This is a genomic window from Streptomyces sp. SID5643, assembly GCF_009872555.1.
Classification (GTDB): Bacteria; Actinomycetota; Actinomycetes; order Streptomycetales; family Streptomycetaceae; genus Streptomyces; species Streptomyces iakyrus.
In genome coordinates, this window is sequence record NZ_WWIC01000260.1 from 50,406 (window position 1) to 73,273 (window position 22,868).

23 protein-coding genes are annotated in these 22,868 nt (G+C 73.3%); 12 read left to right on the top strand and 11 right to left on the bottom strand.

Translation table 11 applies throughout. The features are described from left to right. Positions 1-3: 3 nt before the first annotated feature. Positions 4-903 carry an oxygenase MpaB family protein gene (locus GTY56_RS28940; protein WP_161368316.1) on the bottom strand — a complete coding sequence of 300 codons (900 nt, stop codon included), beginning with the start codon at positions 901-903 and terminating at the stop codon, positions 4-6. A gap of 99 nt (positions 904-1,002) precedes the next feature. Here GTY56_RS28940 and GTY56_RS28945 point away from each other — a divergent pair, with 99 nt between their 5' ends. Continuing rightward, the gene (locus GTY56_RS28945) at positions 1,003-1,299 is read left to right on the top strand and encodes a hypothetical protein (protein WP_161368317.1); all 297 of its coding nucleotides are present in this window, start codon (positions 1,003-1,005) and stop codon (positions 1,297-1,299) included. Positions 1,300-1,433: 134 nt separating this feature from the next. Next, a complete protein-coding gene (locus GTY56_RS28950; protein ID WP_161368260.1) occupies positions 1,434-2,297 on the top strand; it encodes a hypothetical protein in 864 nt (287 codons plus the stop codon). Between the two features lie 109 nt (positions 2,298-2,406). On the opposite strand, the gene GTY56_RS28955 is transcribed toward GTY56_RS28950, so the two are convergent. Then, a complete protein-coding gene (locus GTY56_RS28955; protein ID WP_161368261.1) occupies positions 2,407-2,589 on the bottom strand; it encodes a tail-anchor membrane protein in 183 nt (60 codons plus the stop codon). 158 nt (positions 2,590-2,747) lie between these two features. On the opposite strand from GTY56_RS28955, the gene GTY56_RS28960 reads away from it, so the two are divergent. Genes GTY56_RS28960 through GTY56_RS41220 form a run of 3 tightly spaced genes read left to right on the top strand, consistent with a single transcriptional unit; the run spans position 2,748 to position 7,491 of the window. Further along, positions 2,748-5,678, top strand: coding sequence for an SCO1167/SCO6262 family helicase (locus GTY56_RS28960; RefSeq protein WP_237525087.1), 2,931 nt, complete (start codon positions 2,748-2,750; stop codon positions 5,676-5,678). Then, entirely contained in the window at positions 5,675-6,949 is a 1,275-nt protein-coding gene (locus tag GTY56_RS28965; RefSeq protein ID WP_161368262.1) for an SWIM zinc finger family protein, read from the top strand. The genes GTY56_RS28960 and GTY56_RS28965 overlap by 4 nt, the downstream gene beginning before the upstream one ends. Beyond that, entirely contained in the window at positions 6,946-7,491 is a 546-nt protein-coding gene (locus GTY56_RS41220; RefSeq protein WP_161368263.1) for a GNAT family N-acetyltransferase, read from the top strand. The genes GTY56_RS28965 and GTY56_RS41220 overlap by 4 nt, the downstream gene beginning before the upstream one ends. 28 nt (positions 7,492-7,519) lie before the next feature. Here GTY56_RS41220 and GTY56_RS28975 read toward each other — a convergent pair whose 3' ends face one another. Beyond that, positions 7,520-7,870 (bottom strand): hypothetical protein, encoded by a 351-nt coding sequence (locus tag GTY56_RS28975; protein WP_161368264.1) that lies wholly within the window; start codon positions 7,868-7,870, stop codon positions 7,520-7,522. A 192-nt stretch (positions 7,871-8,062) separates the two neighbouring features. Beyond that, positions 8,063-9,229, bottom strand: coding sequence for a xylose isomerase (gene xylA / locus GTY56_RS28980; protein WP_161368265.1), 1,167 nt, complete (start codon positions 9,227-9,229; stop codon positions 8,063-8,065). A 130-nt stretch (positions 9,230-9,359) separates the two neighbouring features. Between xylA and xylB the strand changes: the two genes are divergently transcribed. From xylB to GTY56_RS29010, 6 genes are all read left to right on the top strand, one after another. Beyond that, positions 9,360-10,805, top strand: coding sequence for a xylulokinase (gene xylB, locus GTY56_RS28985; protein WP_161368266.1), 1,446 nt, complete (start codon positions 9,360-9,362; stop codon positions 10,803-10,805). Between the two features lie 15 nt (positions 10,806-10,820). Continuing rightward, a complete protein-coding gene (locus GTY56_RS28990) occupies positions 10,821-12,029 on the top strand; it encodes an ROK family transcriptional regulator (protein WP_161368267.1) in 1,209 nt (402 codons plus the stop codon). A 250-nt stretch (positions 12,030-12,279) separates the two neighbouring features. Continuing rightward, entirely contained in the window at positions 12,280-12,903 is a 624-nt protein-coding gene (locus tag GTY56_RS28995; protein ID WP_161368268.1) for an N-acetylmuramoyl-L-alanine amidase, read from the top strand. Positions 12,904-12,997: 94 nt separating this feature from the next. Next, positions 12,998-13,396, top strand: a complete 399-nt coding sequence (locus GTY56_RS29000; RefSeq protein WP_161368269.1) for a luciferase domain-containing protein — start codon at positions 12,998-13,000, stop codon at positions 13,394-13,396. A 3-nt stretch (positions 13,397-13,399) separates the two neighbouring features. Continuing rightward, positions 13,400-14,572, top strand: a complete 1,173-nt coding sequence (locus tag GTY56_RS29005; protein ID WP_161368270.1) for a bifunctional class I SAM-dependent methyltransferase/NUDIX hydrolase — start codon at positions 13,400-13,402, stop codon at positions 14,570-14,572. Positions 14,573-14,699: 127 nt separating this feature from the next. Continuing rightward, complete coding sequence (locus tag GTY56_RS29010) at positions 14,700-15,935, top strand: phosphodiester glycosidase family protein (protein WP_161368271.1); 1,236 nt, start codon at positions 14,700-14,702, stop codon at positions 15,933-15,935. Positions 15,936-15,938: 3 nt separating this feature from the next. Here GTY56_RS29010 and GTY56_RS29015 read toward each other — a convergent pair whose 3' ends face one another. The 6 genes from GTY56_RS29015 to GTY56_RS29040 all read right to left on the bottom strand — a co-directional run bounded on the left by GTY56_RS29015 (position 15,939) and on the right by GTY56_RS29040 (position 21,281). Further along, positions 15,939-16,133 (bottom strand): hypothetical protein, encoded by a 195-nt coding sequence (locus GTY56_RS29015; protein ID WP_033307215.1) that lies wholly within the window; start codon positions 16,131-16,133, stop codon positions 15,939-15,941. A 123-nt stretch (positions 16,134-16,256) separates the two neighbouring features. Then, positions 16,257-17,120 (bottom strand): phosphatidylinositol-specific phospholipase C/glycerophosphodiester phosphodiesterase family protein, encoded by an 864-nt coding sequence (locus GTY56_RS29020; RefSeq protein ID WP_161368272.1) that lies wholly within the window; start codon positions 17,118-17,120, stop codon positions 16,257-16,259. Positions 17,121-17,319: 199 nt separating this feature from the next. Beyond that, entirely contained in the window at positions 17,320-18,393 is a 1,074-nt protein-coding gene (locus GTY56_RS29025; protein ID WP_161368273.1) for an acyl-CoA dehydrogenase family protein, read from the bottom strand. Beyond that, positions 18,390-19,571, bottom strand: a complete 1,182-nt coding sequence (locus tag GTY56_RS29030; protein ID WP_161368274.1) for an acyl-CoA dehydrogenase family protein — start codon at positions 19,569-19,571, stop codon at positions 18,390-18,392. Before GTY56_RS29030 ends, GTY56_RS29025 begins: the two co-directional genes overlap by 4 nt. After that, positions 19,568-20,533, bottom strand: coding sequence for an NADPH:quinone oxidoreductase family protein (locus tag GTY56_RS29035; protein WP_161368275.1), 966 nt, complete (start codon positions 20,531-20,533; stop codon positions 19,568-19,570). Before GTY56_RS29035 ends, GTY56_RS29030 begins: the two co-directional genes overlap by 4 nt. A 175-nt stretch (positions 20,534-20,708) precedes the next feature. Then, a complete protein-coding gene (locus GTY56_RS29040) occupies positions 20,709-21,281 on the bottom strand; it encodes a helix-turn-helix domain-containing protein (protein ID WP_033307220.1) in 573 nt (190 codons plus the stop codon). 76 nt (positions 21,282-21,357) lie between these two features. On the opposite strand from GTY56_RS29040, the gene GTY56_RS29045 reads away from it, so the two are divergent. Continuing rightward, positions 21,358-22,299, top strand: coding sequence for an NAD(P)/FAD-dependent oxidoreductase (locus GTY56_RS29045; RefSeq protein WP_161368276.1), 942 nt, complete (start codon positions 21,358-21,360; stop codon positions 22,297-22,299). Between the two features lie 31 nt (positions 22,300-22,330). Here the strand turns inward: GTY56_RS29045 and GTY56_RS29050 are convergent, their stop codons facing one another. Continuing rightward, positions 22,331-22,771: a GNAT family N-acetyltransferase gene (locus GTY56_RS29050; protein WP_161368277.1), complete on the bottom strand. Its 441-nt coding sequence runs from the start codon at positions 22,769-22,771 to the stop codon at positions 22,331-22,333. Between the last annotated feature and the right edge of the window lie 97 nt (positions 22,772-22,868).

Here is a 22,868-nt window from a genome sequence, read left to right on the forward strand (position 1 = left end):
CCGTCACCCGCCCTCGGCGTCCGCGGCCGCGCGCCGCACGGGACAGCCCCGGACGCCCGGGACCGGGCGGGTGCCCAGATCGGCGATCCGGTAGCCGTACGGGTAGCCCTTGATCTCCCAGTTCTGGCGGGCGAAATGCGGGGCGCGCCGGGGCGGCAGCAGGCGGACGGCGCGGCCCCGCAGCCGCATCGCCCGACGCACCCACGCGCGCGTGGTGGCGTGCGGCGGGGTGTAGCGGAAGGTGCGCAGCAGCGAGTCGTCGAGCAGGGCGAGGGTCGTGGTGCGCAGCAGGGGTGCGAGCGGGCCGGGGTACCAGGAGGCCATCAGGTCGAGTGTGGCGTCCGAGACGCGCCGGGCGTCCTCGTCCCAGGCGAAGTGGGCTGCCTCGTAGGTGTCGAGGCAGGTGTCGAACTCCTCGTAGGTCTCGGGGATGTCCTTGATCCCCATGTGCCGGCCCAGGGTGCGGTAGTGGACGGCGCTCGCGACGGTCTCGTGGCGTGACATCCTGCGCCAGCCGTAGGCGTCGATCCACCGTTTGGGCATCACGACGAAGGTGCACAGCACGTAGCGCATGTCGTCGTCGCTGATGTCGTAGCTGCGGTGCATCTGGTTGATGCGGCGGATCGCCGTCCTGCCCTGGTCGCTGCCGAAGCCGTGCTCGACGATGGTGTCCAGGAGCAGCGAGGTGTCGTCGTAGCGCTTCTGCGTCCGGTCCGTGAGCTCCCCCGTGCGCGCCAGCAGCCGGCCGATGCCCGGGACGGCGTAGGTGCGGTACAGGGCCAGCTCCAGGGCCCGTGTGAAGTCCCAGGGGAACTCGTACGCCACGCTGAGCCGGTAGATCTCGGTCGCCTGCACGTGCGGGTCCATCCGGCGGATCTGTTCGAGCCGCGAGAAGCGCTTCACCGTGCCGTCCCCCTTCTGCCACAGGTTCTCCAACTTTACGTTGGTGGCGAGGAGATGAACGACGAGGCACGGCAGGTGCGCAGGGGACGGGTGGTCAGCATGTGGGGCAGGTTCCGCAAAGCCGGGGGAAGGGTCGCCGATGTCTTGCGAACGGAGCAGAAGGCCGGTGCGGACAAACGCCCGCACAATCTCTTCGAGGCCGCGGCGGCCTATGTCACGGCCTGCGCGGACGACGACCGGGAGCGGGCCGACGAGGCAGCGGGCTGGGTGTCGCCCGAGGCGCTGTCGTTCGGCGTGAACGAGCTGGCCTGCCGCGCCGTGATCGCGCTCGCCCGGGAACGCGGCGGGTCGCCGGAGACCGTGGCCCGCGATTTGCTCGGGCTGCCGGCTGCTTGATGCGCACCGAGCGGAAGGCCGATTCGCCCCGTCCGCCGGAAAACTGCAGGTCCGCGTGCGCAGGCGAGGCAGTGACAAGGGGCTTGCGGGCGCACTAGGGTGCGCGCCGGGGACGAACCGATGGGGAGGCTGGGATGGCCGGGACGGACGAGGAAGCCGTCGCCGCCGAGGACGATGCGCTCTATGTGCTGACGGCGGTGCTGCTGACGCCGGCGAAGTTCCCGAGCGTGCTGGGCGACGACTACCCCGAGGCATGCGCGGCGCTCGGTCTCGCACCACTCGCCGACGGGTACGGGCTGGTACTCGGCCAGGACGGCGAGGGCGCGCGGTGGACGGTGGCCATCGACGACGTCTCGCTGGTGGCCGTCGCGATCGCGTCCTGGGACTGCGGCATGGAGTACGAGCTGTCGCCCGACGAGCGCACGGTCGTCGCGGCCCTGCCCGGCTGGCCTCTCGCGGTTGCCGTTGCGGCCCCCGGCGTGCCCGCGCCGCACGATCCGGACCCGGAGGCCGACGACCGGCCTCCGCTGGCTCCGCCGGACACCACCGTGTGGGGCCCGGCCCAGCGGCGCCTGGGCGCCGACGAGATCGCGTTGCAGTGGGCGACGTGGCGGGAGCAGGTCGACGACGCGGAGTTCCCCACGGGGGCGGCCGCGGGGACGACGTCCGAGGACGGGGGCGAGGCTGCCGACGGCCCGGACGGACGCGGGGAGAGCGGGCAGAGGGGTGGCCACAGCGGCATCCGGCGCGTGCTCGCGGAGGTACGCACCTACATCGACTCGCCGCCGCCGCTGGGCCGGGTCCGGTCGTCCTTCGCGCCGGGCGACGCCCGCACCCTGCGGGCCGACGGTCCAGGCTGGTCGCTCGTCGCCCGGACCGACGACATCGCTTTCGTCCTGCTCGACGAGGAACCCGGCGAGGTCCTGCCGGTGGGCCGGGGGCCGGAACTGCCGGGTCTCCTCGAAGCACTGGACAAGATGGCCGTACGGCCGAACTGAGCCGGGTCGGGCCCAGCCGAGCAGGTCGGGCCCAGCCGAGCAGGATGGGCCGAGCCGAGTTCGTTCGGTCGGGTCGCCGCGGCGCGGCCGGGCGCACCGGGTCAGCGCCTCAGCGGCCGAGCTCCTTGCGGGTGGCGCGGCGCAGCCTGCGCCGCTGGGCTGGGTCCAGCGTGAGGTACGCGGCGGCCGGGACTCCCAGGATGATCAGGAGCGATGCCCACCAGGGCAGCCAGATCAGCAGGATGAGCCCGACCGCCACACCGCCCGCGGCGATCTTGGCGTTCTTCGACATGACTGTCGCCTCCTTCGCGGCCAGTGCCGCTCTCTGTCTCGAAAACGGACCCGCGTTCGCGGCGGTTCCGGACCGCGCCCCTGAGACATCCCTGAGGTGCATCCCTGACGTACCCCTGAGACCTCCATGGTGACCCAGCTCACAGCTCTGCCATACCCATGCGCGATGGAAGTGCTGTACTCTCGGCGACTCCGCCCCCACTAGTCAAATTTGAGGAATCAGCCATAGCCGAGTATCCGACTCCCCCGGCACCCTCCTCCGACATCTCCGAACTGGCCCTCTGCCACTCCGTCTTCCTGCCCGGCGACCCCGCACGCACCGGGAGTGTCGCCTTCTGGCGGCCCGACGGCGCCGTCCCTCCGATGGTGGCCTCCTCGTCCGCCGCCGACCTGACCGTCGTCGCGCCGCATGACGGCGGGGTCGGGGAAGCGAGCGTGCCCGCCGTCCGGGTGCCGGTGCGCACAGCCCTGCCCGTCCTCACGCGCGCGCGTGCCGCCGGGCAGGGGCACCGCTCCACCGTCTTCTGGGGAGCGGCGGCCTTGCACGCCCTGCGCCTCGTGGCGCGCGGACTGCTGCTGCCGGGACTGTCCCCCGGCGACCACGACGCCTGGCGCGCGGGGCCGCTGAGCGCCCAGGACATCGAGGATCTGCGCCGCCTCGCCGCCGCGATGCCGCCCGAAGCCCACGCCGCCCCTCTGGCGGGTGACGGGCCACTGCGGCTGCCGGACCCGGAGCAACTGCTGCGCGCCTTCCTCGACGCGGTCGCCGACACACTGCCCCGCTCCCCGGCCGCTACGCTCATCACGGGCGGTCCCGCCTACGCGTCGCCGGAGCCGGTGCGGCTGCCCGAGCAGCGCGCCTGGGCGGCCGACGTCGCTGCGGGCCACGATGCAGGCGTACGGCTGTCGCTGCGGATCGAGGCCAACGGATTGTCGGACACGGCGGACGACGGCTCGGACGTGACGTTCCGGGCCGTGCTGCAGGTGCACAGTGTCAACGACCCGGCACTCGTTGCGGACGCCGCGGACGTCTGGGCCGGCGCCGGGGGCGAGGCCTTCGGTCCGCGGGCGCGGATGGACGCACTGCTCGCCCTGCGCCGGGCGGCCCGGGCCTGGGCCCCGCTCACCCCCCTGCTGTCGGCGACCGTGCCTGACGCGGCCGAGCTGGCCGACGAGGAGGTCACCGAGCTGCTCGGGGCGGGTGCCCTCGCACTGAGCGCGGCCGGCGTCGAGGTGCACTGGCCGAAGGGGCTCTCCCGTGAGCTCAGCACACGCGCGGACGTGGGACCTTCCGACGAGGAGCCGGAACACCGGGCGACCGTCGCCGACATGCCGTCGTTCCTGTCCGCCGACGCACTGCTCGCCTTCACGTGGTCGTTCGCCCTGGGTGACAGGCAGCTGGTCCGTGAGGAGCTGGACCGCCTCGCCGAGGCGAAGCGCCCGGTGGTACGGCTGCGCGACCAGTGGGTCCTGATCGACCCTCAGGAGGCGCGCCTGGCTCGCTCCCGGCAGGACCGCAAGGTGACTCCGGTGGACGCCCTGGGCGCGGCCCTGACGGGCTGGGCGGAGGTGGACGGCAGCCGGGTCGAGGTGCGGCCCACCGGGTGGCTGGCGGCCCTCCGGGAGCGGCTCGCGGACCCGGAGGCGCAGCAGCCCGTCGAGCAGCCGCCCGCCCTCGCCGCCACCCTGCGGGACTACCAGCGGCGGGGCTTGAACTGGCTCGCCGGCATGACGTCGCTGGGCCTCGGCTGCTGTCTCGCCGACGACATGGGGCTCGGCAAGACGATCACCTTGATCGCCCTGCACCTGCACCGGCAGACCGATGCCTCCTCCGCCGGACCGACCCTGGTGGTCTGCCCGACGTCCCTGATGGGCAACTGGCAGCGGGAGATCGAACGGTTCGCGCCCGGCACACCCGTACGACGCTTCCACGGGGCGCGGCGCGGTCTGGACGACCTGGCAAACGGGGAGTTCGTGCTCACCACGTACGGCACGATGCGCCTGGACGCGCCCCGGCTCGCCGGGGTGCCGTGGGGCATGCTCGTGGCGGACGAGGCCCAGCACGTGAAGAATCCGTACTCCTCGACCGCGCGACAGCTGCGTTCCATCGGCGCACGCGCGCGTGTGGCGCTCACCGGCACGCCGGTGGAGAACAACCTGTCGGAGCTGTGGGCGATCCTCGACTGGACGACCCCGGGGCTGCTGGGCCGGCTCGGCACCTTCCGCAGGAGGTACGCGGAGGCCGTCGAGGGCGGTCAGGACCCGGCCGCGGCCGACCGGCTGGCCCGGCTCGTACGGCCGTTCCTGCTGCGCCGCCGCAAGTCGGACCCGGGGATCGCGCCCGAGCTGCCGCCGAAGACGGAGACCGACCACGCCGTGTCGCTCACCCAGGAGCAGGCGGCGCTGTACGAAGCCGTGGTGCGTGAGGCACTGGCGGAGATCTCCGGCGCCGGCAGCATGGCCCGGCGGGGCCTGATCGTGAAGCTGCTGACCGGTCTGAAGCAGATCTGCAACCACCCCGCGCAGTACCTCAAGGAGGAGCGGCCCGTGATCCCCGGGCGCTCGGGGAAGCTGGAACTGCTGGACGAGCTGCTCGGCACGATCCTCGCCGAGGGCGCGGGCGTGCTGGTGTTCACGCAGTACGTGCAGATGGCCCGCCTCCTCGAACGGCACCTCGCCGCCCGCGGCACGCCCTCCCAGTTCCTGCACGGGGGGACGCCCGTCGCCGAGCGCGAGGCCATGGTGCGGCGCTTCCAGGACGGCGAAGTGCCGGTGTTCCTGTTGTCGTTGAAGGCGGCGGGCACCGGGCTGAACCTCACCCGGGCCGAGCATGTCGTGCACTACGACCGCTGGTGGAACCCGGCCGTCGAGGCGCAGGCGACCGACCGCGCGTACCGCATCGGCCAGACCCGGCCCGTGCAGGTGCACCGGATCGTCGCGGAGGGAACGATCGAGGACCGCATCGCCGAACTGCTGCTGCGCAAGCGTGAGCTGGCGGACGCGGTCCTGGGCGCCGGCGAGGCGGCGCTCACCGAACTGACGAACGCGGAACTGGCTGATCTGGTCGAACTGCGAGGGGGCCTGCGATGAATCGGCACGATGGCGACATGGAACGCACCTTCTCCGCGCTGCCGCCCGCGCACGGGCGGGGCTTCGCCGAGACCTGGTGGGGCCAGGCCTGGCTGAAGGCCCTGGAGGGCACGGCGCTGGACTCCAAGCAGCTCAAGACGGGCCGCCGGCTTGCCCGCGCGGGCGCTGTCGGAGCGGTGTCGGTGCGCCCGGGGCGGCTGACAGCCGTCGTCCAGGACCCCGACGGTTCGGCGCACCGGGCCGACGTGCTGCTGGAGGAGCTCTCGTCCGGGCAGTGGGACCACTTCCTGGACATGACGGCGGAACGGGCCGGTCATGTGGCGGCACTGCTGGACCGGGAGATGCCACCGCACCTGGTCGAGGACGCGGCCGACGCGGGCGTGGAACTGCTGCCGGGTCTGGGCGACCTGGAGCCGGAGTGCGACTGCGAGGCCTGGGACCACTGCGGGCACACGGCAGCCCTCTGCTACCAGGTGGCACGGCTGCTGGACCAGGATCCCTTCGTGCTGCTGCTGATGCGCGGACGCGACGAAACCGCCCTGCTGGAGGACCTGCAGGCGCGCAGCGGGGCCGGTGCGACGAGCTCCTCCGGGCCGGAGGGCGTCGACGCGGCCGAGGCGTACGCCGCCGGCGACATCCTGCCGCCGCTGCCGGATCTGCCCGGGCTCCCTGCTGAACCGGGTCTTCCGCCGTCCCTGGACACCGAGACGGCCCCCGCCCCCGGCATCGACCCGGCCGCACTGGCGTTCCTGGCCGCGCGGACGGCCGTAGCGGCGCACCGCCTGCTCGGGGAGGCGCTCCGGGGCACCGGTCACACGGAGTTGACGGCGGCGCAGGACGCCGTGCGGCTGGCCGCGGGTGACCCCGACCGGGAGATGAGCGACCGGCTCGCCACCGGGTCGGGACGCGGGCGGGAAGGGCTGGCGGCAGCCGTGCGCGCCTGGCGTCACGGCGGGACGGCCGCACTCTCCGTCCTCGACGAGGAGTGGCGTGTGGAGGGTGAGACGCTCGCACGCGCACGTGCCGCCCTGGAGTCGGCCTGGGACGCCGCCGAACGGCCGGAGCTTCAGCCGCGGGGCAACCGGTGGACGGTCGCCGGCACGCCGGTCCAGCTGCGCCTCGGCCGGGACGGGCGCTGGTGGCCCTACCGCAAGGAGCGCGGCCGCTGGCTGCCCGCGGCAGGCCCCGCCCAGGATCCGGCGACAGCACTGGCCTCCGTGACGGGCCCGGCATCGGCGGAACCCGCCCCCGCAGAAGGGAACTCCCTGTGACGCTCACGTGGTACGGCCCGGACCTCCTCACCGTCGCCGACGAGCTCACCGAGGCGTACGCCGAGGTCTTCACGGCACCGCCCTGGCAGCCCCGGGACTTCGAGAAGACCCGGGCGGAGTTCCGTGAGCGGCTGGAGACGGACGTGCGCCGTCCGGGTTTCCGGGCGGTGCTGGCGCTGTCGGAGGACGGGCGGGTGGACGGTTTCGCCACGGGCTGGACCACCCAGGCACCCTTCCGGACCGATCGCGCCTACGGAAAGGTGGCCCGGCGGCTCGGCGCCGAGCGGGTGAACGAGCTCCTCGTGGGCCGCTTCGAGATCGACGAACTGGGCGTGCGCTCCCGGGCCCGCAGTACGGGCCTGGGGCGGCGGCTGCTGTCCGCTCTCAGCTCCGGCGCACCCGGCGGCCGGGCCTGGCTGATGACCTGGAACGGTGCCCCGGACGCGCTGGCCTTCTACCGCCGGGCCGGATGGCAGGAGCCCGAACCCCTGCCGGGTGGGGAGACGGACATGGTGGTGTTCGTCGCCCCGGCGCCGGCCTGACGGCGACATCTCTTCCGGCGGGCAGGCGTCAGGGCACCAACTCTCCCCCCTCCAGGGACGGCAGGAGCGATGCGAAGCCGCTCGGCAGATCGGTGGGCAGATCGCTCGGGAGCCGGGTCGGGAGGCCCGACGGCAGCCCGCTCGGCAGCCCGCTCGGCAGCCCGGTCGGCAGCTTCGTGGGGATCCGGAAGGACGGTTCCGAAGAGCGGCTCGTGCTCTCACCGGACGGTTCGGCGTCCGGCGAGTCGCCCCTGCCTGAGGCCATCAACACCACGATGGACACGGCTGCCACGGCCGCGAGCACGGCGAGCAGGATCAGCAGCGGATTCCGGCGCCGTGGAGGCCGGGGCGGATGCGGCGATACGGGCGGCAGGGCCATACCGACAGAGTCGCCGCGCACCGCTCGGACCGGGAGGGGCGCACGGAAGCTGATACGGACTCATGGCGTGGATCGCATGATTCCGTGGCCTGACGAGCGGGTCGCGTGATTCGGCGGCATGACGGGCCCGGCGTCCGTCCCCGGCCGGACGCCGGGCCCGGCCGGGAGCCGGGCCCGCACGCGCGCGTGGACTCAGCCGCGCGCCCCCAGCAGATGGTCCATCGCCAGCTGGTCCAGGTGCTCGAAGGCCATGCCGCGCGCGGCAGCCGCCTCCACGTCGAACGCCTCGAACGCCGACCGGTCGGCGAGCAGTGCCTGGAGGCCGTCCGCGGCGGTGGACTGGGCCAGCTCGTCGAGACGGGCCGCACGCAGGGCTTCCTGGACCTCCGGGTCGGCACGGAAGGCGGCGGCGCGCTCCTTGAGGATGAGGTAGTTGCGCATGCAGCCGGCCGCCGAGGCCCAGACGCCGTCGAGGTCCTCGGTGCGCGGCGGCTTGAAGTCGAAGTGGCGCGGGCCGCTGTAGCCGGCCGACTCCAGCAGGTCGACGAGCCAGAACGCCGCACGCAGGTCGCCGGCGCCGAAGCGCAGGTCCTGGTCGTACTTGATGCCGGACTGGCCGTTGAGGTCGATGTGGAAGAGCTTGCCCGCCCACAGCGCCTGCGCGATGCCGTGCGGGAAGTTCAGCCCGGCCATCTGCTCGTGCCCGACCTCGGGGTTGACGCCGTACAGCTCCGGCCGCTCCAGGCGCTCGATGAACGCCAGGGCGTGGCCGACGGTCGGCAGCAGAATGTCGCCGCGCGGCTCGTTGGGCTTGGGCTCGATGGCGAAGCGCAGGTCGTAGCCCTGGGAGGTGACGTACTCGCCGAGCAGATCGAAGGCCTCCTTCATCCGGTCCAGGGCCGCGCGGACGTCCTTGGCGGCGCCGGACTCGGCCCCCTCACGGCCGCCCCAGGCCACGTACACCTGGGCGCCGAGCTCGGCGGCGAGGTCGATGTTGCGGATGGTCTTGCGCAGGGCGTAGCGACGCACGTCGCGGTCGTTGGCGGTGAACGCGCCGTCCTTGAAGACCGGGTGCGTGAAGAGGTTGGTGGTGGCCATCGGGACCTTCATGCCCGTGGCGTCCAGCGCCTGCCGGAAGCGCTTGATGTGCGCCTCGCGCTCGGTGTCGCCCGAGCCGAACGGGATCAGGTCGTCGTCGTGGAAGGTCACACCGTGGGCGCCCAGCTCGGCCAGCCGCTGCACCGTCTCGACCGGGTCGAGGGCACGCCGCGTGGCGTCGCCGAAGGGATCCCGTCCCTGCCAGCCGACGGTCCACAGGCCGAAGGTGAACCTGTCCTCGGGGGTGGGCTGGAAGCTCATGCCGCGGCTCCTTGCTCGCTGAGGCTATTTCGTCATGCCGATTTACAAATTAGTATGCGAGCACCTCTCTGGGAAGAGACAAGGTGCCTCCGAACGGAGACACGTGCCGCGCGCAGTAGGGAGAAGCCCGATGTCAGCAGCCGAGGGTCCGCTCGTCGTCGGTGTGGACTCGTCCACCCAGTCCACCAAGGCGCTGGTGGTCGACGCGTCCACCGGCCGGGTGGTCGCGAGCGGCCAGGCGCCGCACACGGTCTCCTCGGGCGCGGGGCGCGAGACCGATCCGCGCCAGTGGTGGGACGCGTTGTGCGAGGCCCTGCGGCAGTGCGGTGACGCGGCGCACGAGGCCGCCGCCGTCTCGGTCGGCGGGCAGCAGCACGGCCTCGTCACCCTGGACGGCCGGGGCGAGCCGGTGCGGCCCGCCCTGCTCTGGAACGACGTCCGCTCGGCGCCGCAGGCCCGTCGGCTGACCGAGGAGCTGGGCGGCGCGAAGTTCTGGGCCGACCGCACCGGAAGCGTGCCCGCGGCCTCGTTCACGGTCACGAAGTGGGCGTGGCTGGCCGAGCACGAACCGGAGGCGGTGCGTGCCACGAAGGCGGTGCGACTCCCCCACGACTACCTCACCGAGCGGCTCACCGGGCAGGGCACGACCGACCGCGGTGACGTCTCGGGGACGGGTTGGTGGGCCTCCGGGACGGAGGCGTACGACGAGGAGATCCTCGGGCACGTGGGGCTCGACCCCACCCTGCTGCCGCGGGTGGTCCGGCCCGGCGAGGTGGCGGGCACGGTGCGCGACGGCCACGGCCTGCCGTTCTCCCGGGGCACCCTGGTCGCGCCCGGCACGGGTGACAACGCCGCCGCCGCGCTGGGCCTCGGAGTGCGGCCGGGCGTACCGGTGATGAGCCTCGGCACCTCGGGCACGGTGTACGCCGTGTCGCGGCACCGGCCCGCCGATCCGAGCGGCACGGTGGCGGGCTTCGCCGACGCCCGCGGCGACTGGCTTCCGCTGGCCTGCACCCTGAACTGCACGCTCGCCGTCGACCGTGTCGCGGCGCTGCTGGGCCTGGACCGCGAGGCCGTGGAGCCCGGCACGGCCGTGACGCTCCTGCCCTACCTGGACGGCGAACGCACCCCGAACCTGCCCAACGCCTCCGGCCTGCTGCACGGCCTGCGCCACGACACGACGGCCGGCCAGTTGCTCCAGGCCGCCTACGACGGTGCCGTGCACTCCCTGCTCGGCGCGCTCGACCTGGTCCTCGACGAGGACGCGGACCGTTCGGAACCCCTGCTGCTGATCGGCGGCGGCGCCCGGGGCACCGCCTGGCAGCAGACCGTGCGGCGGCTGTCGGGGCGTCCCGTGCAGGTGCCCGAGGCCAGGGAGCTGGTCGCGCTGGGCGCTGCGGCGCAGGCGGCCGGGCTGCTCACCGGAGAGGACCCGGCAGCGGTCGCACGACGCTGGGACACGGCGGCCGGGCCGGTGCTCGACGCCGTCGAGCGGGACGAGGAGACGCTGGCCAGGATCGCCGGGGTACTCTCCGACGCGGCTCCGCTGCTGGAGCGGCCCACGGACACCCACTGAGGACTGGCGTCAGGCATGACCGCACCGCTGCACGAGGCCCGTCCCTCCGGACCGGGACGCGCGCTGCCCGACACCCAGCAGGGCATGCGCCGTCGCAACCTCGCCCGCGTCCTGCACGCTCTCCGCGCCGAGGGGCCGCTGTCCCGGGCCGCCGTCGCCTCACGGATCGGTCTGACCCGGGCGGCGGTCTCGACGCTCGTCGACGAGCTCATCCGCTCGGGGCTCCTCGAAGAGCTGGGGCCGGAGCGGCCCGGCCGGGTGGGCCGGCCCGGGTTCGCGCTCGCCGTCAGCGGCCGTGGCCCGGCGGGCGTCGGCGCGGAGGTCGGCGTCGACCATCTCGCGGTCTGCGTCGTCGACCTGCGCGGCGCGACCCGGGCGCGGGCGATACGGCAGGGGGCGAACCGCGACCGCCCCCCTGAGCCCGTGCTCGCGGAACTCACCGAGCTGATCCGGCAGGTCGTCGCCGAGGCGGAGGGCGAGGGCCTGTGGCCGGCCGGACTCGCCGTGGCCGTGCCGGGCCTGGTGGCGCGCGACGCCCGGACCGTCGTGCGCGCCCCGAACCTCGGCTGGCACGAGACGGACCTCGGCACACTGCTGCCGGCAGGCCTGCCGCTGACGGTGGACAACGAGGCCAACTTCGGCGCCCTCGCCGAACTCTGGCTGGGTGAGGACACGCCCCGCGACTTCCTGCACGTCTCGGCGGAGATCGGTATCGGTGCGGCGGTCGTGGTGGACGGCGGCCTGCTGCGCGGAACCCGCGGTTTCGCGGGCGAGTTGGGTCACGTGCCGGTGCGGCCGGACGGGCCGGAGTGCCCCTGCGGTGGCCGGGGCTGCCTGGAGCAGTACGCGGGTGAGGAGGCCGTGCTGCGCGCCGCCGACCTGGAACCCGACGAGGACCGCGTCGGGCAGCTCGCCAGGCGCGCCGCGGAGGGCGACGAGAACGTACGCCGTGCCCTGCGCGACGCGGGGACGGCGCTCGGCGTGGCCCTGACCGGGGCGGTCAACCTGCTCGACCCGGAGAGCGTGGTCCTGGGCGGGGAACTGTCGGGACTCGCGCCCTGGTTGCTGCCCTCGCTGCGGGACGAGCTGGCGCGGCGTACGGCAGGTCCGGCCTGCCCCGTGTCCGTGTCCGGGCTGGGGCCTGAGGGCCCGCTGCTGGGGGCCGCGCACTCGGTGGTCCGGGCCGTGCTGGACGATCCGGCGGCCGTCGCCGGGAAGGCCTGAAACAGGCCGTCGCCCGCAGTCACCGGCTTGGGTCCGGCTCAGCCCCCACCCCGTCCTCCGTCCCCGTCCGCCCGCCCCAATCACCCGCCCGGGTGAGGAAGTTGTCCACAGTCGCGGCCCCGTCCACCGCATTCTCCTGACCGGCCGGCACGCGCCGTAACTTGATCACGCGGGCCACGGCCGCAATGGCCGTCGCTCCACGCAGTTGAGCAAGAGACACTCTCCCGCCGAGCCCGGAAGGCACACAGCCATGGAGCGAAACACGGACCGGACCGCCGGACCGACCACCCTCTTCCCCAGCCGACGAGGCATCCTCGCCGGCGCCGCCCTCACCGCCGTCCCCGCTGTCCTGCTCTCCGGCACCCGGGCCGATGCCCGGCCCCGGGCCGTCGACCACCCCGGAGCGGCGTGGCACCCCGCGAGCCGCCGGAACTACACGCCGTCGAACCGCCCGCGCGCCCACCCACTGCACTACGTGGTCATCCACGTGGCGCAGACGACCTACTCCGGCACCCTGTCCGTCTTCCGGAACCCCAGGACGAAGGTGTCCGCCCACTACGTGGTGCGCTCCTCCGACGGGCATGTCGCGCAGTGCGTGCGCGATGCCGACATCGCCTGGCACGCGGGGAACTGGGACTACAACACCCGCAGCATCGGCATCGAGCACGAAGGCTGGGTGGACCGGCCCGGCTACTTCACCGACGTCATGTACGAGCGGTCGGCCCGGCTCACCGCGGCGATCTGCGAGAGGTACGACATCCCGAGGAACCGGGCACACATCATCGGCCATCACGAGGTACCGGGCAGCGACCACACCGACCCGGGCCGGCACTGGGACTGGAAGCGCTACCTCAGACTCGTCAAATCCGCCTGAGAACCAGGTCGGAGGCCCTACGGTCCACCTCACGTCCCGGTTACGAATCGCTCAACCCCTGGTTGCGGACCGGTAAGCAGGCGACGATGGGGGCATGACTCTGGCCCAGCGCGCCATGGAGCGCCTGCAGGCCTGGCCCGACCTCATGGCGGGCCCGGCGAGTTGCGGTACCGGAAAGGCGCTCCGTTCCGTCCGTGACGAGATCGTTCACTTCCACTCCTCACGTGACGTGGACCTCCACCTCACTCGCCGGGCCATCCTGCGCATTCATTCCGACCTCGCCGGTTCGAGCGCGATCCACCTGCTGCCCGGATCGGGCTGGGTGACGATCCACCTCGACTGCGAGGCGGACATCGACCTGCTGCTGAGCCTGGTGAGCATCGCCCTCAAGGCCCACCACACGCCCCCCGCCGATGACGCCGGGCGGCTGCCTGCCGGGTGCAACTTCCGCCGGGTCACGGTGCTTCCGCGTGATGCCGTGGCGGGCGGCTGAACCTTGGCGGACGAACCGGAGGCGGTCAACGCCGAGGCTTGGGACGCGTACGGGACACACCATCTGCTACGGGGCACGGTCCTGCCCGAAGTGGCGGACATCGGCTGGGGGTTCGAGGGCGGCGGGCCGGGGAGCGAGGTGCTCGGGGAGCTGACGGGCCGGCGGGTGCTGGACCTCGGGTGCGGTACGGCCCGGCACGCCGCCCACCTGGTCCGGGCCCACGGCGCGCTGGTGGACGCCGTCGACGCCTCGGCCGGGCAGTACGAGCGGGCCCGGGCCCGCTACGGCGGACTGCCCGGGCTGCGGCTGGTCCTCGGCGACGCCGTGGAGCATCTGCGTGCGGCGGAGCCGTACGACGTCGTCTACTCCGTCAATGGCGTCCCGTACGTCGATCCGCACCGGCTGCTGCCCGCCCTCGCCGGGGCGCTGAGGCCGGGGGGCAGGCTCTGTTTCACGGTGCTGCACAGCAACAGCCGGGGTGACGGACCGTCGGGCCGGGTCGCCGCCCGGCCCGAGGTGCTGCGGCTGGCGGGCGGCGGAGAGGTCACCGTCCTGATGTGGGTGCTCACGCCGGAGCTCTGGACGGCGCTGCTCACCGAGTACGGGCTCCGCGTGGAGGGGATCGACGTCCTCGACACGCCGGAGGAGGGCAACCGGGCCTCCTACCGGCTCTTCCGGGTGACCCGGCCCGTCCGGGTCTCCTCCCGGCCGCGCGTCGGCAAGGCGCCGCCGGCGCACGCGGCGATCGGGGTGGGTGCCGTCCTGTACGGTCCGCGCGGGCTGCTTCTGGGCCGGCACCGGCGCGGGACGTGGGAGCTGCCGGGCGGGACGGTGGAGCCCGGCGAGTCGTTGCAGGAGACGGTCGTGCGGGAGCTCGGCGAGGAGACGGGCCTCGCGGCACGGCCCGAGGACGTCCGGCTGCTCGGGACGCTCCTGGACGACGCGGGCGGTGTCGTCCGTGTGACCGTGCCCGCCCTGGTCACCGGCTGGCGCGGGGAGCCGTCGGACCAGCCCGGGGAGAGCGTGGGCCGCTGGCGCTGGTTCGCCCTGGACCGGCTGCCGGAGCAGCTGTTCGTGTGCAGCGCGCAGGCCCTCACCGCCTGGCGGCCCGGGCTGCCGATCGACCACACGCCCGCGCACTACACGCCGTACGTCACCGGAACGGGCGACAGCTGAAGCACCCAGAGGGGTGCGATTTTTCAGCCGTTCCCGCGTAGGAGGTGCTCAGCCACCCTGCCGGCCCCCGTGGTCTGGTGCACTGCCCCGGAGGGTCCCGACAGTTGACGAGGCATCAGGGGGCACGATGGCAGGTCGTCGCAGGCGACGGGGTGCTGGCAGAGCGGTACTGGCGTTGCTCACGGCGTTCGGCGCGCTGACCGGTGCGGCTCTGGCGGGGGCGGCCCCGGCCGGCGCCGTCCAGAAGGGCGTGCGGGTCGCACCGGGCGTGACGTACGAGGAGTTCGACATCACGGCCGCCAAGGGGGTGACGCACGCACACGTCCTGAGGGTCGACCTGGACCACCCACAGGTACGGGTCGACCTGCTGTACCCGGGGGCGGTGGCCGCTCGGGGGCGGGTCTCGGCGATGGCGGACAGCCAGGGCGCGGTGGCCGGTGTCAACGGTGACTTCTTCAACATCACCGAGACGCAGCACCCGGGTGTGGAAGCGACCGGCGCGAGTGTGGGTCCGGCGATCGCGGACGGGCGGACCCTGAAGGCGGCCGTGCCGAACGGCCAGCGGTTCGGACCGGCGCTGCCGCCCGGGACGACCACCGAGGACGTGTTCGGCGTCGGCACCGACGGGCGGGCTCGACTGGACCGGCTGACGCTGAAGGGGTCGGTGAGTACGGCCGAGGCGCAGCTGCCTCTGGGCGGGCTCAACCAGTACGCGCTGCCGGTGGGTTCGGTCGGGGCGTTCACCACCGAGTGGGGCAGCGTCTCCCGGGTGCGCGCCACGTGCGGCACGGACACCGACCGGGCCGCTCCGTGCAGCACGGACACCTATGAGGTGACGGTCCGTGACGGCCGGGTCGTCTCGGCCGCCGACACCCCGGGCAGCGGTCCCATCGCCGCGGGGACCACCGTGCTGGTCGGCCGGGAGGCGGGCGCCCAGCAGCTGCGCACGTTCTCCACCGGTGAATCGGTCGAGGTCGAGCACGGCCTCGTGGCGGCCGGGGAGGGCGCGGCCTACCGGCTCGCCGTCGGCGGCTACCCGGTGCTTTCCGGCGGTCAGCCGCTGCCGGGGCTGGACGACACGACGTCGGCCGTCCGTACCGCCGTGGGAATCGCCGACGGCGGGCGGCGCCTGCTGCTGCTCGCGCTGGACGGCGCCGCCGCCTACCGCAGCGGCCTGACGATCGCCGAGGTCGCCGGCACCCTGCGGAAGCTGGGCGCGGAGGACGCCTTCAGCCTGGACGGCGGCGGGTCGTCGACCCTGGTTGCGCGCAGTCCCGGCGCGAGCACGGTCTCCGTGCGCAACCATCCCAGCGGCGGCGCCGAACGCCCCGTCCCGAACGGTATCGGCGTGTTCTCGGGGTGAGGTTCAGGGCCGCAGGCCGCTGACGATCTCGGCCGTCGCGGTGAGACCGCTGTGGATGGTGGGGGCGACGCTGGTGCTGGCCAGTGAGAAGCCGAGCAGCAGGCAGACCAGCGCGTGGGAGATCTTCAGCCCGCCGTTGCGCAGGAAGATCACCGCAAGGATCGCGAGCAGCAACACCACAGAGATGGAAATGGCCATCGTCAACTCCTCCGCCACGCCGCCATGTCCGGTTCACGGCGTTCGGCCGTAAGTGTGGCGTAGCGGAGGGTTCGTCCGGTCGGCTGAGCTGTCCGCCGAACGTGTGGTGTCCTGCTGCCGCCCCTAGACCTCCCGCCGGGCGTCGAGGAACGCCTCCAGTCCGGCGAGGTCGTCGGTGTTGAGGTGGTCGACGCCGGCGGCGAGCAGTTCGCCCCAGAGTGCGTCGCGGGTGGGTCCGGCCAGGTCCGGGGTCGCCCAGAACCGCACCCTCTGCCCCCGCCGGTGAGCGGACCTGACGATGCCTCGCAGCTTCTGCCGCTCGGCGTCCGGAAAGGCGCCGATTCCCCGCCAGGTGAAGTTGAGCGTCCAGTTGTCACTGATCAGCGGCATGAAGGAGGCCGGTGCCGGGCTGCCGAGGTCGGTGAGGCGGCCGTCGTAGAAGGCGCGCCGGACGGTCTGGGCCTCCATGGGCGCGCGGGCCGCGCGGTCGCCGGAGATCACGGCGGTGAGCGGACCACGGCGGACGCGGCCGTGGGCGTACGACGTGAACAGGTGCCGATGGCGCCTGAGGTGACGGTCGAGTTCGCGGTACGTCGAGGAGCCCTCGGTCTTGATGTCGATGAGCAACTGCAGTGAGCCGCGGTGCCCCCGGTACACCGTGCCGCGGTTGGCCCGGACGCGGGCGGCGAGCGGGTCGAGGTAGAGGGACTCCAGGGTGCGGGAGGGGTCGAGATCGCCCGGGTCGTGGGCGACGAGGAGCTGGTCGCCCACGAGGTGGATGTCCGCCTCGACGCTGCCGAAGCGGTGGTCGAGGGCGTCGAGCAGGGGACGCGGGTGCTCGTAGTCGTTGTGGGCGTGGGCGCGCCACAACGGCCGGGGCCGGTGCGTGCGTTCGCCTGCCGCCGCGGGGGCGGCGGGGAGGACGGTCGAGCCCGCGAGGGCCGCGCCGAGGGTGGTGAGGGCCGTGCGACGGGTGGTGAGGGCCATGCTCTGCCTCCCTGGGGATGCCGTACGGGGACCCTGCGAGTATGGGGTCCCGGCAGCTCAAGGAGCAGCCGTGGGAACGGAGTTGGCCGGACCGCCGCCACGCGTTCACTTCGCCGGGCCGGGCACGGGGAAAGGCCCGCCCCTGGTGGGGCGGGCCTTTGTGGGAATCCAGCCGTGCGGCGGCGCCGGCCGTTGGACGTCAGGGGGCCTGGAGGTCGGCCAGTGCGGCCAGTGCCTCCCGGTGGGCGCCCGGCGTGCCGTAGGCGATCGAGTCGGCCTTGGCGCGCTTGAGGTAGAGATGCACGGGGTGTTCCCACGTCATGCCGATGCCGCCGTGCAGTTGCAGGGCTTCCTCGGCGGCGTGCACGGCCACGGGTGCCGCGTAGGCCTGGGCGACGGTGACGGCCATGTCCACGTCGTGGCCGCTCGCCAGGGCGTCGGCGGCGTTGCGGGCGGCCGCACGGGTGTTGACGACTTCCAGCCACAGCTGGGCCAGCCGGTGCTTGATCGCCTGGAAGCCGCCGACGGGCCGGTTGAACTGTTTGCGTTCCTTCAGGTAGCGGACGGTCTCCGTCAGCGTCCACTCGGCGAGCCCGAACTGCTCGGAGGCGAGCAGTCCGGCTCCGGCCCGCAGTGCTCGGCGCACGGCGGGTTCGGCGTCACCCAGCAGCCGGCCCTGCACCCCGTCGAGGGTGACGGTCGCGAGCGGCCGGGTCAGGTCGAGGGAGGTCTGGGATGTGACGGTCGCGGTGGTGGCGTCGACGGCGTACAGACCGCCGTCGTCGGCGGGCACGAGCAGTACGTCGGCGACGGCCGCGTCGGCGATGCCGGTCAGTTCGCCGTGCAGCAGCCCGTCCTCATGTTGGACGACCCGGTATGCGGCGCCCGGTGCGACGTTGAGGGCCACCGCGAGGGCGCCGATCGTCGTGCCGGTCGCGAGGTCGCGCAGGAGGTCGTCGGTGCCGCAGGCCAGCAGGGCCTCGGTGGCGACGACCGCGCTCGTCAGGTACGGCACGGGCGCGACCGCGCGTCCCAGTTCCTCCAGCACGACGGCGGCTTCACGGTGCGTGGCGCCCTGGCCGTCGAGCTCCTCTGGGACGAGCAGGCCGGCGAGGCCCATGCCGTCGGTGAGCGCCTTCCACAGGGCCAGGTGGTGCGGGGTGCCGGACTCGGTGCGGGCGATGACGCCGGGGGCGTCGCAGTGGTCGGTGAGCAGGTCGCGGACGGCGGCGCGCAGCGCCTCTTCCTCTTCCGAGTACAACAGGTCGCTCATCGGGCGAGGTCCTTCCAGGCGACGTCCTTGTCGGTGCGCGGCTCGGGGGGCAGGCCCAGGACGCGCTCGGCGACGATGTTCAGCAGGACCTCGCTGGTCCCGCCCTCGATGCTGTTGCCCTTGGAGCGCAGGTAGCGGTAGCCCGCTTCGCGGCCGGTGAAGTCGACCAGCTCCGGGCGCCGCATGGTCCAGTCGTCGTACAACAGGCCCTCCTCGCCGAGGAGTTCCACCTCCAGGCCGCTGATCTCCTGGTTGAGGCGGGCGAAGGCCAGTTTCATGCCGGCGCCCTCGGGGCCGGGCTGGCCCGCGACGAGCTGCTGGCGCAGCCGCTCGGCGGTGAGGCGGGAGACCTCGGACTCCACCCACAGCTTCAGCAGCCGCTGGTGCAGGTCGTGGGTGCGCAGTTCGGGCCGCTCGCGCCAGGTCTTCGAGACCGGGCCGATCATGCCGCCCTCGCGGGGCAGCCGCATGCCGCCGATGGCCACGCGCTCGTTGTTGAGCGTGGTCTGGGCGACCTTCCAGCCGTCACCGATCGCGCCGAGGCGGCGCGTGTCGGGGATGCGGACACCGGTGAGGAACACCTCGTTGAACTCGGCCTCGCCGGTGACCTGCCGCAACGGGCGCACCTCCACGCCCGGGTCGGTCATGTCGCACACGAAGTACGTGATGCCCCGGTGCTTGGGCACGTCCGGGTCGGTGCGGGCGATGAGAATCGCCCAGCGGGCCACATGGGCGCTGGACGTCCACACCTTCTGCCCGTTGACGACCCAGTCCTCGCCCTCGCGCACGGCCCGGGTGCCCAGGGCGGCGAGGTCGGAGCCGGCACCCGGCTCGCTGAACAGCTGGCACCAGACCTCCTCACCCGTCCACAGCGGCCTGAGGAACCGCCGCTTCTGCTCCTCGGTGCCGAACTGGAGGATCGTCGGCGCGGCCATGCCCAGGCCGATGCCGATGCGCCGCGGGTCGTTGTCGGGCGCCCCGGCGGCCTCCAACTCGGCGTCCACGACGGCCTGGAGGGAGCGGGGAGCGCCGAGTCCGCCGAGGCCCTCCGGGTAGTGCACCCAGGCGAGTCCGGCGTCGAAGCGGGCCCGCAGGAAGTCCAGGCGGCCGGTGGAGGCCGGCGGATGGGCGGCCAGCAACTCCCGGGTACGGCTGCGCAGTTCCTCGGCGCCGGTCATGCTGCCTCCTCCATGACGACCGCGATCCTGCCGGTGGTCAGACCGTCCGCGACCTTCTGCACCGCCCCGGCGGCGCCGCCGAGCGGCACGCGCTCGCTCACCAGCGGCTTGATCGCGCCCCGGGCGGCCAGATCGGTGAGCTGCTCGTGGCAGTGCTGGACCAGCTTGGGGTTCTTGGTGTTGTACAGGCCCCAGTGCAGGCCGAGGATCGAGTAGTTCTTCACCAGCGCGTGGTTCAGGCCCGGGCTGGGGATCGTGCCGCTGGCGAAGCCGACGACCACGATGCGCCCCTCGAAGGCGACGGCCTTGGCGGACTGGGCATAGGCCTCGCCGCCGACCGGGTCGTAGATCACGTCGGCGCCCCGGCCGCCGGTGGCCTCCTTGACGGCGGCGACGACATCCTCGGAGCGCCGGTCGATCACGACGTCGCAGCCCAGTTCGCGGGCGACGGCCGCCTTCCCGGGGCCGCCGACGACACCGATCACGGTGGCGTCGGCGGCCTTCCCCAGCTGCACGGCCGCGCTGCCGACCCCTCCAGCGGCAGCGTGGACGAGCAGGGTCTCGCCGGCCTCCAGACCGGCTCGGCGGTGCAGACCGAACCAACCGGTCTGGTAGCCGATGTGCAGGGCCGCGGCCTCGGCGTCGTCCAGGGCGTCCGGCGCGGGCAGCAGCGCGGCGGCGTCCGCGACGGCGTATTCGGCGAAGCCGCCGTGGGGCAGAGCCGGGTTGGCGATCACCCGGCGGCCGTCCTCGGTCTCGCCGCAGATCTCCACGCCCGGGGTGAACGGCAGCGGCGGCCTGACCTGGTACTGGCCGCGGCAGAGCAGGGCGTCCGGGAAGTTGATGTTGGCCGCGCGCACCTTCAGCAGGACCTGGCCGTCACCGGGGGTGGGCGGCTCGACGTCCTGGAGCCGCATCACCTCGCCCGGCTCGCCGTTCTCGTGCACTTGCCATGCCTGCATGCGGGGCCTCCACGGGGGACTGCTGTGTCTGACCGGGGTCGGTTCGCATACTAAGCGGTCGCTTGCCCATAAGGGAACAGGTGCCGGCAAATCCCGCCCGGAGCGAGCCCCGTGTGTCACGCACCCGTCACGCATCCTTGGCGTGACGCGCCCTTCGCGTGACGCGCCGTTCGTGTCACGCGCCCTTCGGCCGCGCCCGCACGTGCATCCGCTCGCCCTGCGGCCCGAACAGGCTCAGGAACTCCACCGGCCCCTCCCCCGTCGACCCGAACCAGTGCGGTACCCGGGTGTCGAACTCGGCGGCCTCCCCCGCCGTGAGCACCACGTCGTGCTCGCCCAGCACCAGACGCAGCTTCCCGGACAGCACGTACAGCCACTCGTAGCCCTCGTGCGTCCGGGGGTCCGGCTCTTGTCTGCGCTTCGGTTCGAGGACCTTGTAGGCCTGGAGGCCGCCGGGCTGGCGGGTGAGCGGCCAGTGGGTGCGGCCGCCCATCACGATCGGCTTGGACCGCACGCGCGGATCACCGGCCGGCGGGGCGCCGACCAGCTCGTCCAGCGCCACCTGGTGGGCGCGCGCGATCGGCAGCAGCAGTTCCAGACTGGGTTTACGCAGACCGGACTCCAGCCGCGAGAGGGTGCTGACAGAGATGCCGGTCGTCTCGGAGAGCGCCGCCAGGGTCACCTCCCGGTCCTTGCGCATCTGCCGCAGCCGGGGGCCCACGCCCGCGAGTACCTCGTCCGTCGTCATGGCCGTATTGCAGTTTCGGCAAGGTTGTTTGTCAATCCCGCAGGCAGGGGCGACGCTCGGCAGCGGAGGTGGTCACATGACCGAGAAGTACGCAGTGGTCGTCATCGGCGGGGGCGCGGCGGGCCTGTCCGCCGCGCTGGTGCTGGGGCGGGCGCGGCACCGCACGCTGGTGATCGACGCGGGTGAGCCGCGCAACGCGCCCGCCGCGCACATGCAGGGCTACCTGTCCCGGGACGGCATGCCGCCCGCCGAGTTCCTGGCCGCCGGCCGGGAGGAGATCGCACGCTACGGCGTGGAGCTCGTCCGGGACCGGGTGGTGGAGGTGGAGAAGGGCGAGGACTTCACCGTGGTGTCGGCCGGCGGCCGGAGCGTTCGGGCCCGGCGGCTCGTCGTCGCGACCGGGCTGAAGGACGAGCTGCCCGCGGTGCCCGGGGTCGCCGAGCGCTTCGGCCGGGACGTGCTGCACTGCCCCTTCTGCCACGGCTGGGAGGTGCGCGACCAGCCGTTCGGGGTGCTGGCCACGAGCCCGGCGAGCGTGCACCAGGCGCTGATCGTGTCCCAGTGGTCGAAGGACGTGCGGTTCTTCCTGCACACCGTCGCCGAGAAGGAGCTCTCCGACGAGGATCTGCGCCGGCTCGCCGCGGCCGGGGTGGACGTGGTGCCCGGGGAAGTCGCTGAGCTGGTGACCGAGGACGACCGGCTCACCGGCGTCAGGCTCACGGAAGGTACGACGCACCCCCGCTCGGTGCTGTTCACCGCCCCGCGGGCCGTACCGCAGACCGGACTGCTGGAGCGGCTCGGGGCCGAGCTGCACGAGACGCCGTTCGGCGCGTATCCGGTGGTCGACGCGACCGGCCTGACGACCGTGCCCGGTGTGTGGGCCGCGGGCAACGCCATCGGCTTCTCCGAGCAGGTCGTGCACGCGGCGAGCGGCGGGTACCGGGCGGCGTCCGCGATCGTCGGGGACCTGCTGATGACGGACCTCGACGCGGCAGTGCGGCGGCAGAGCCCCGCGTGATCACCCGCCGCTCAACGGGCCACGGCCGGGGTCAGAAGAGGCGCAGATCGACCCAGGGAACGGTCTCGCCCGGCAGCAAGTACCGCTCGATCTCGACGAAGCCGTGCGCTCGGGCGAACCGCAGCCCGTCCTCGTTGGAGGAGAGGACCACCGTCTCGATGACCTCGGCACCCGCCTTCCGCGCGCGGTCCAGCCCGCGCGCGTAGAGCTCCCCGCCGAATCCCCGTCCGCGGTGAGGAGCGAGCACGCGGGCGATCACCGTGGCCGTCGCGGTGCCGTCCGCCGGCGGGCGTACGGTGCTGCTGCCGACGAGCACGTCCCCGAGGTGGGCGACCTCCAGGTGATGGCGCTCCGCGCGGTCGCGCGCGTCGTCCATCGAGAGATGGTGCGTCGGGATGACCGTGTTGTGGACGTGCTGCCAGTCCCTGAGCGCGCTGTCGTCGTCAGGCACGCGGATGCGGAGTTCGGACATCGCAGCAGGAGAACCCGCGCGCGCCGCGCGCGTCAATCGGTTTGCTGCCGCGCCCTTGCAGCGGGGCGGGGGACCGGTGCCGCACGCCCGGACAAGC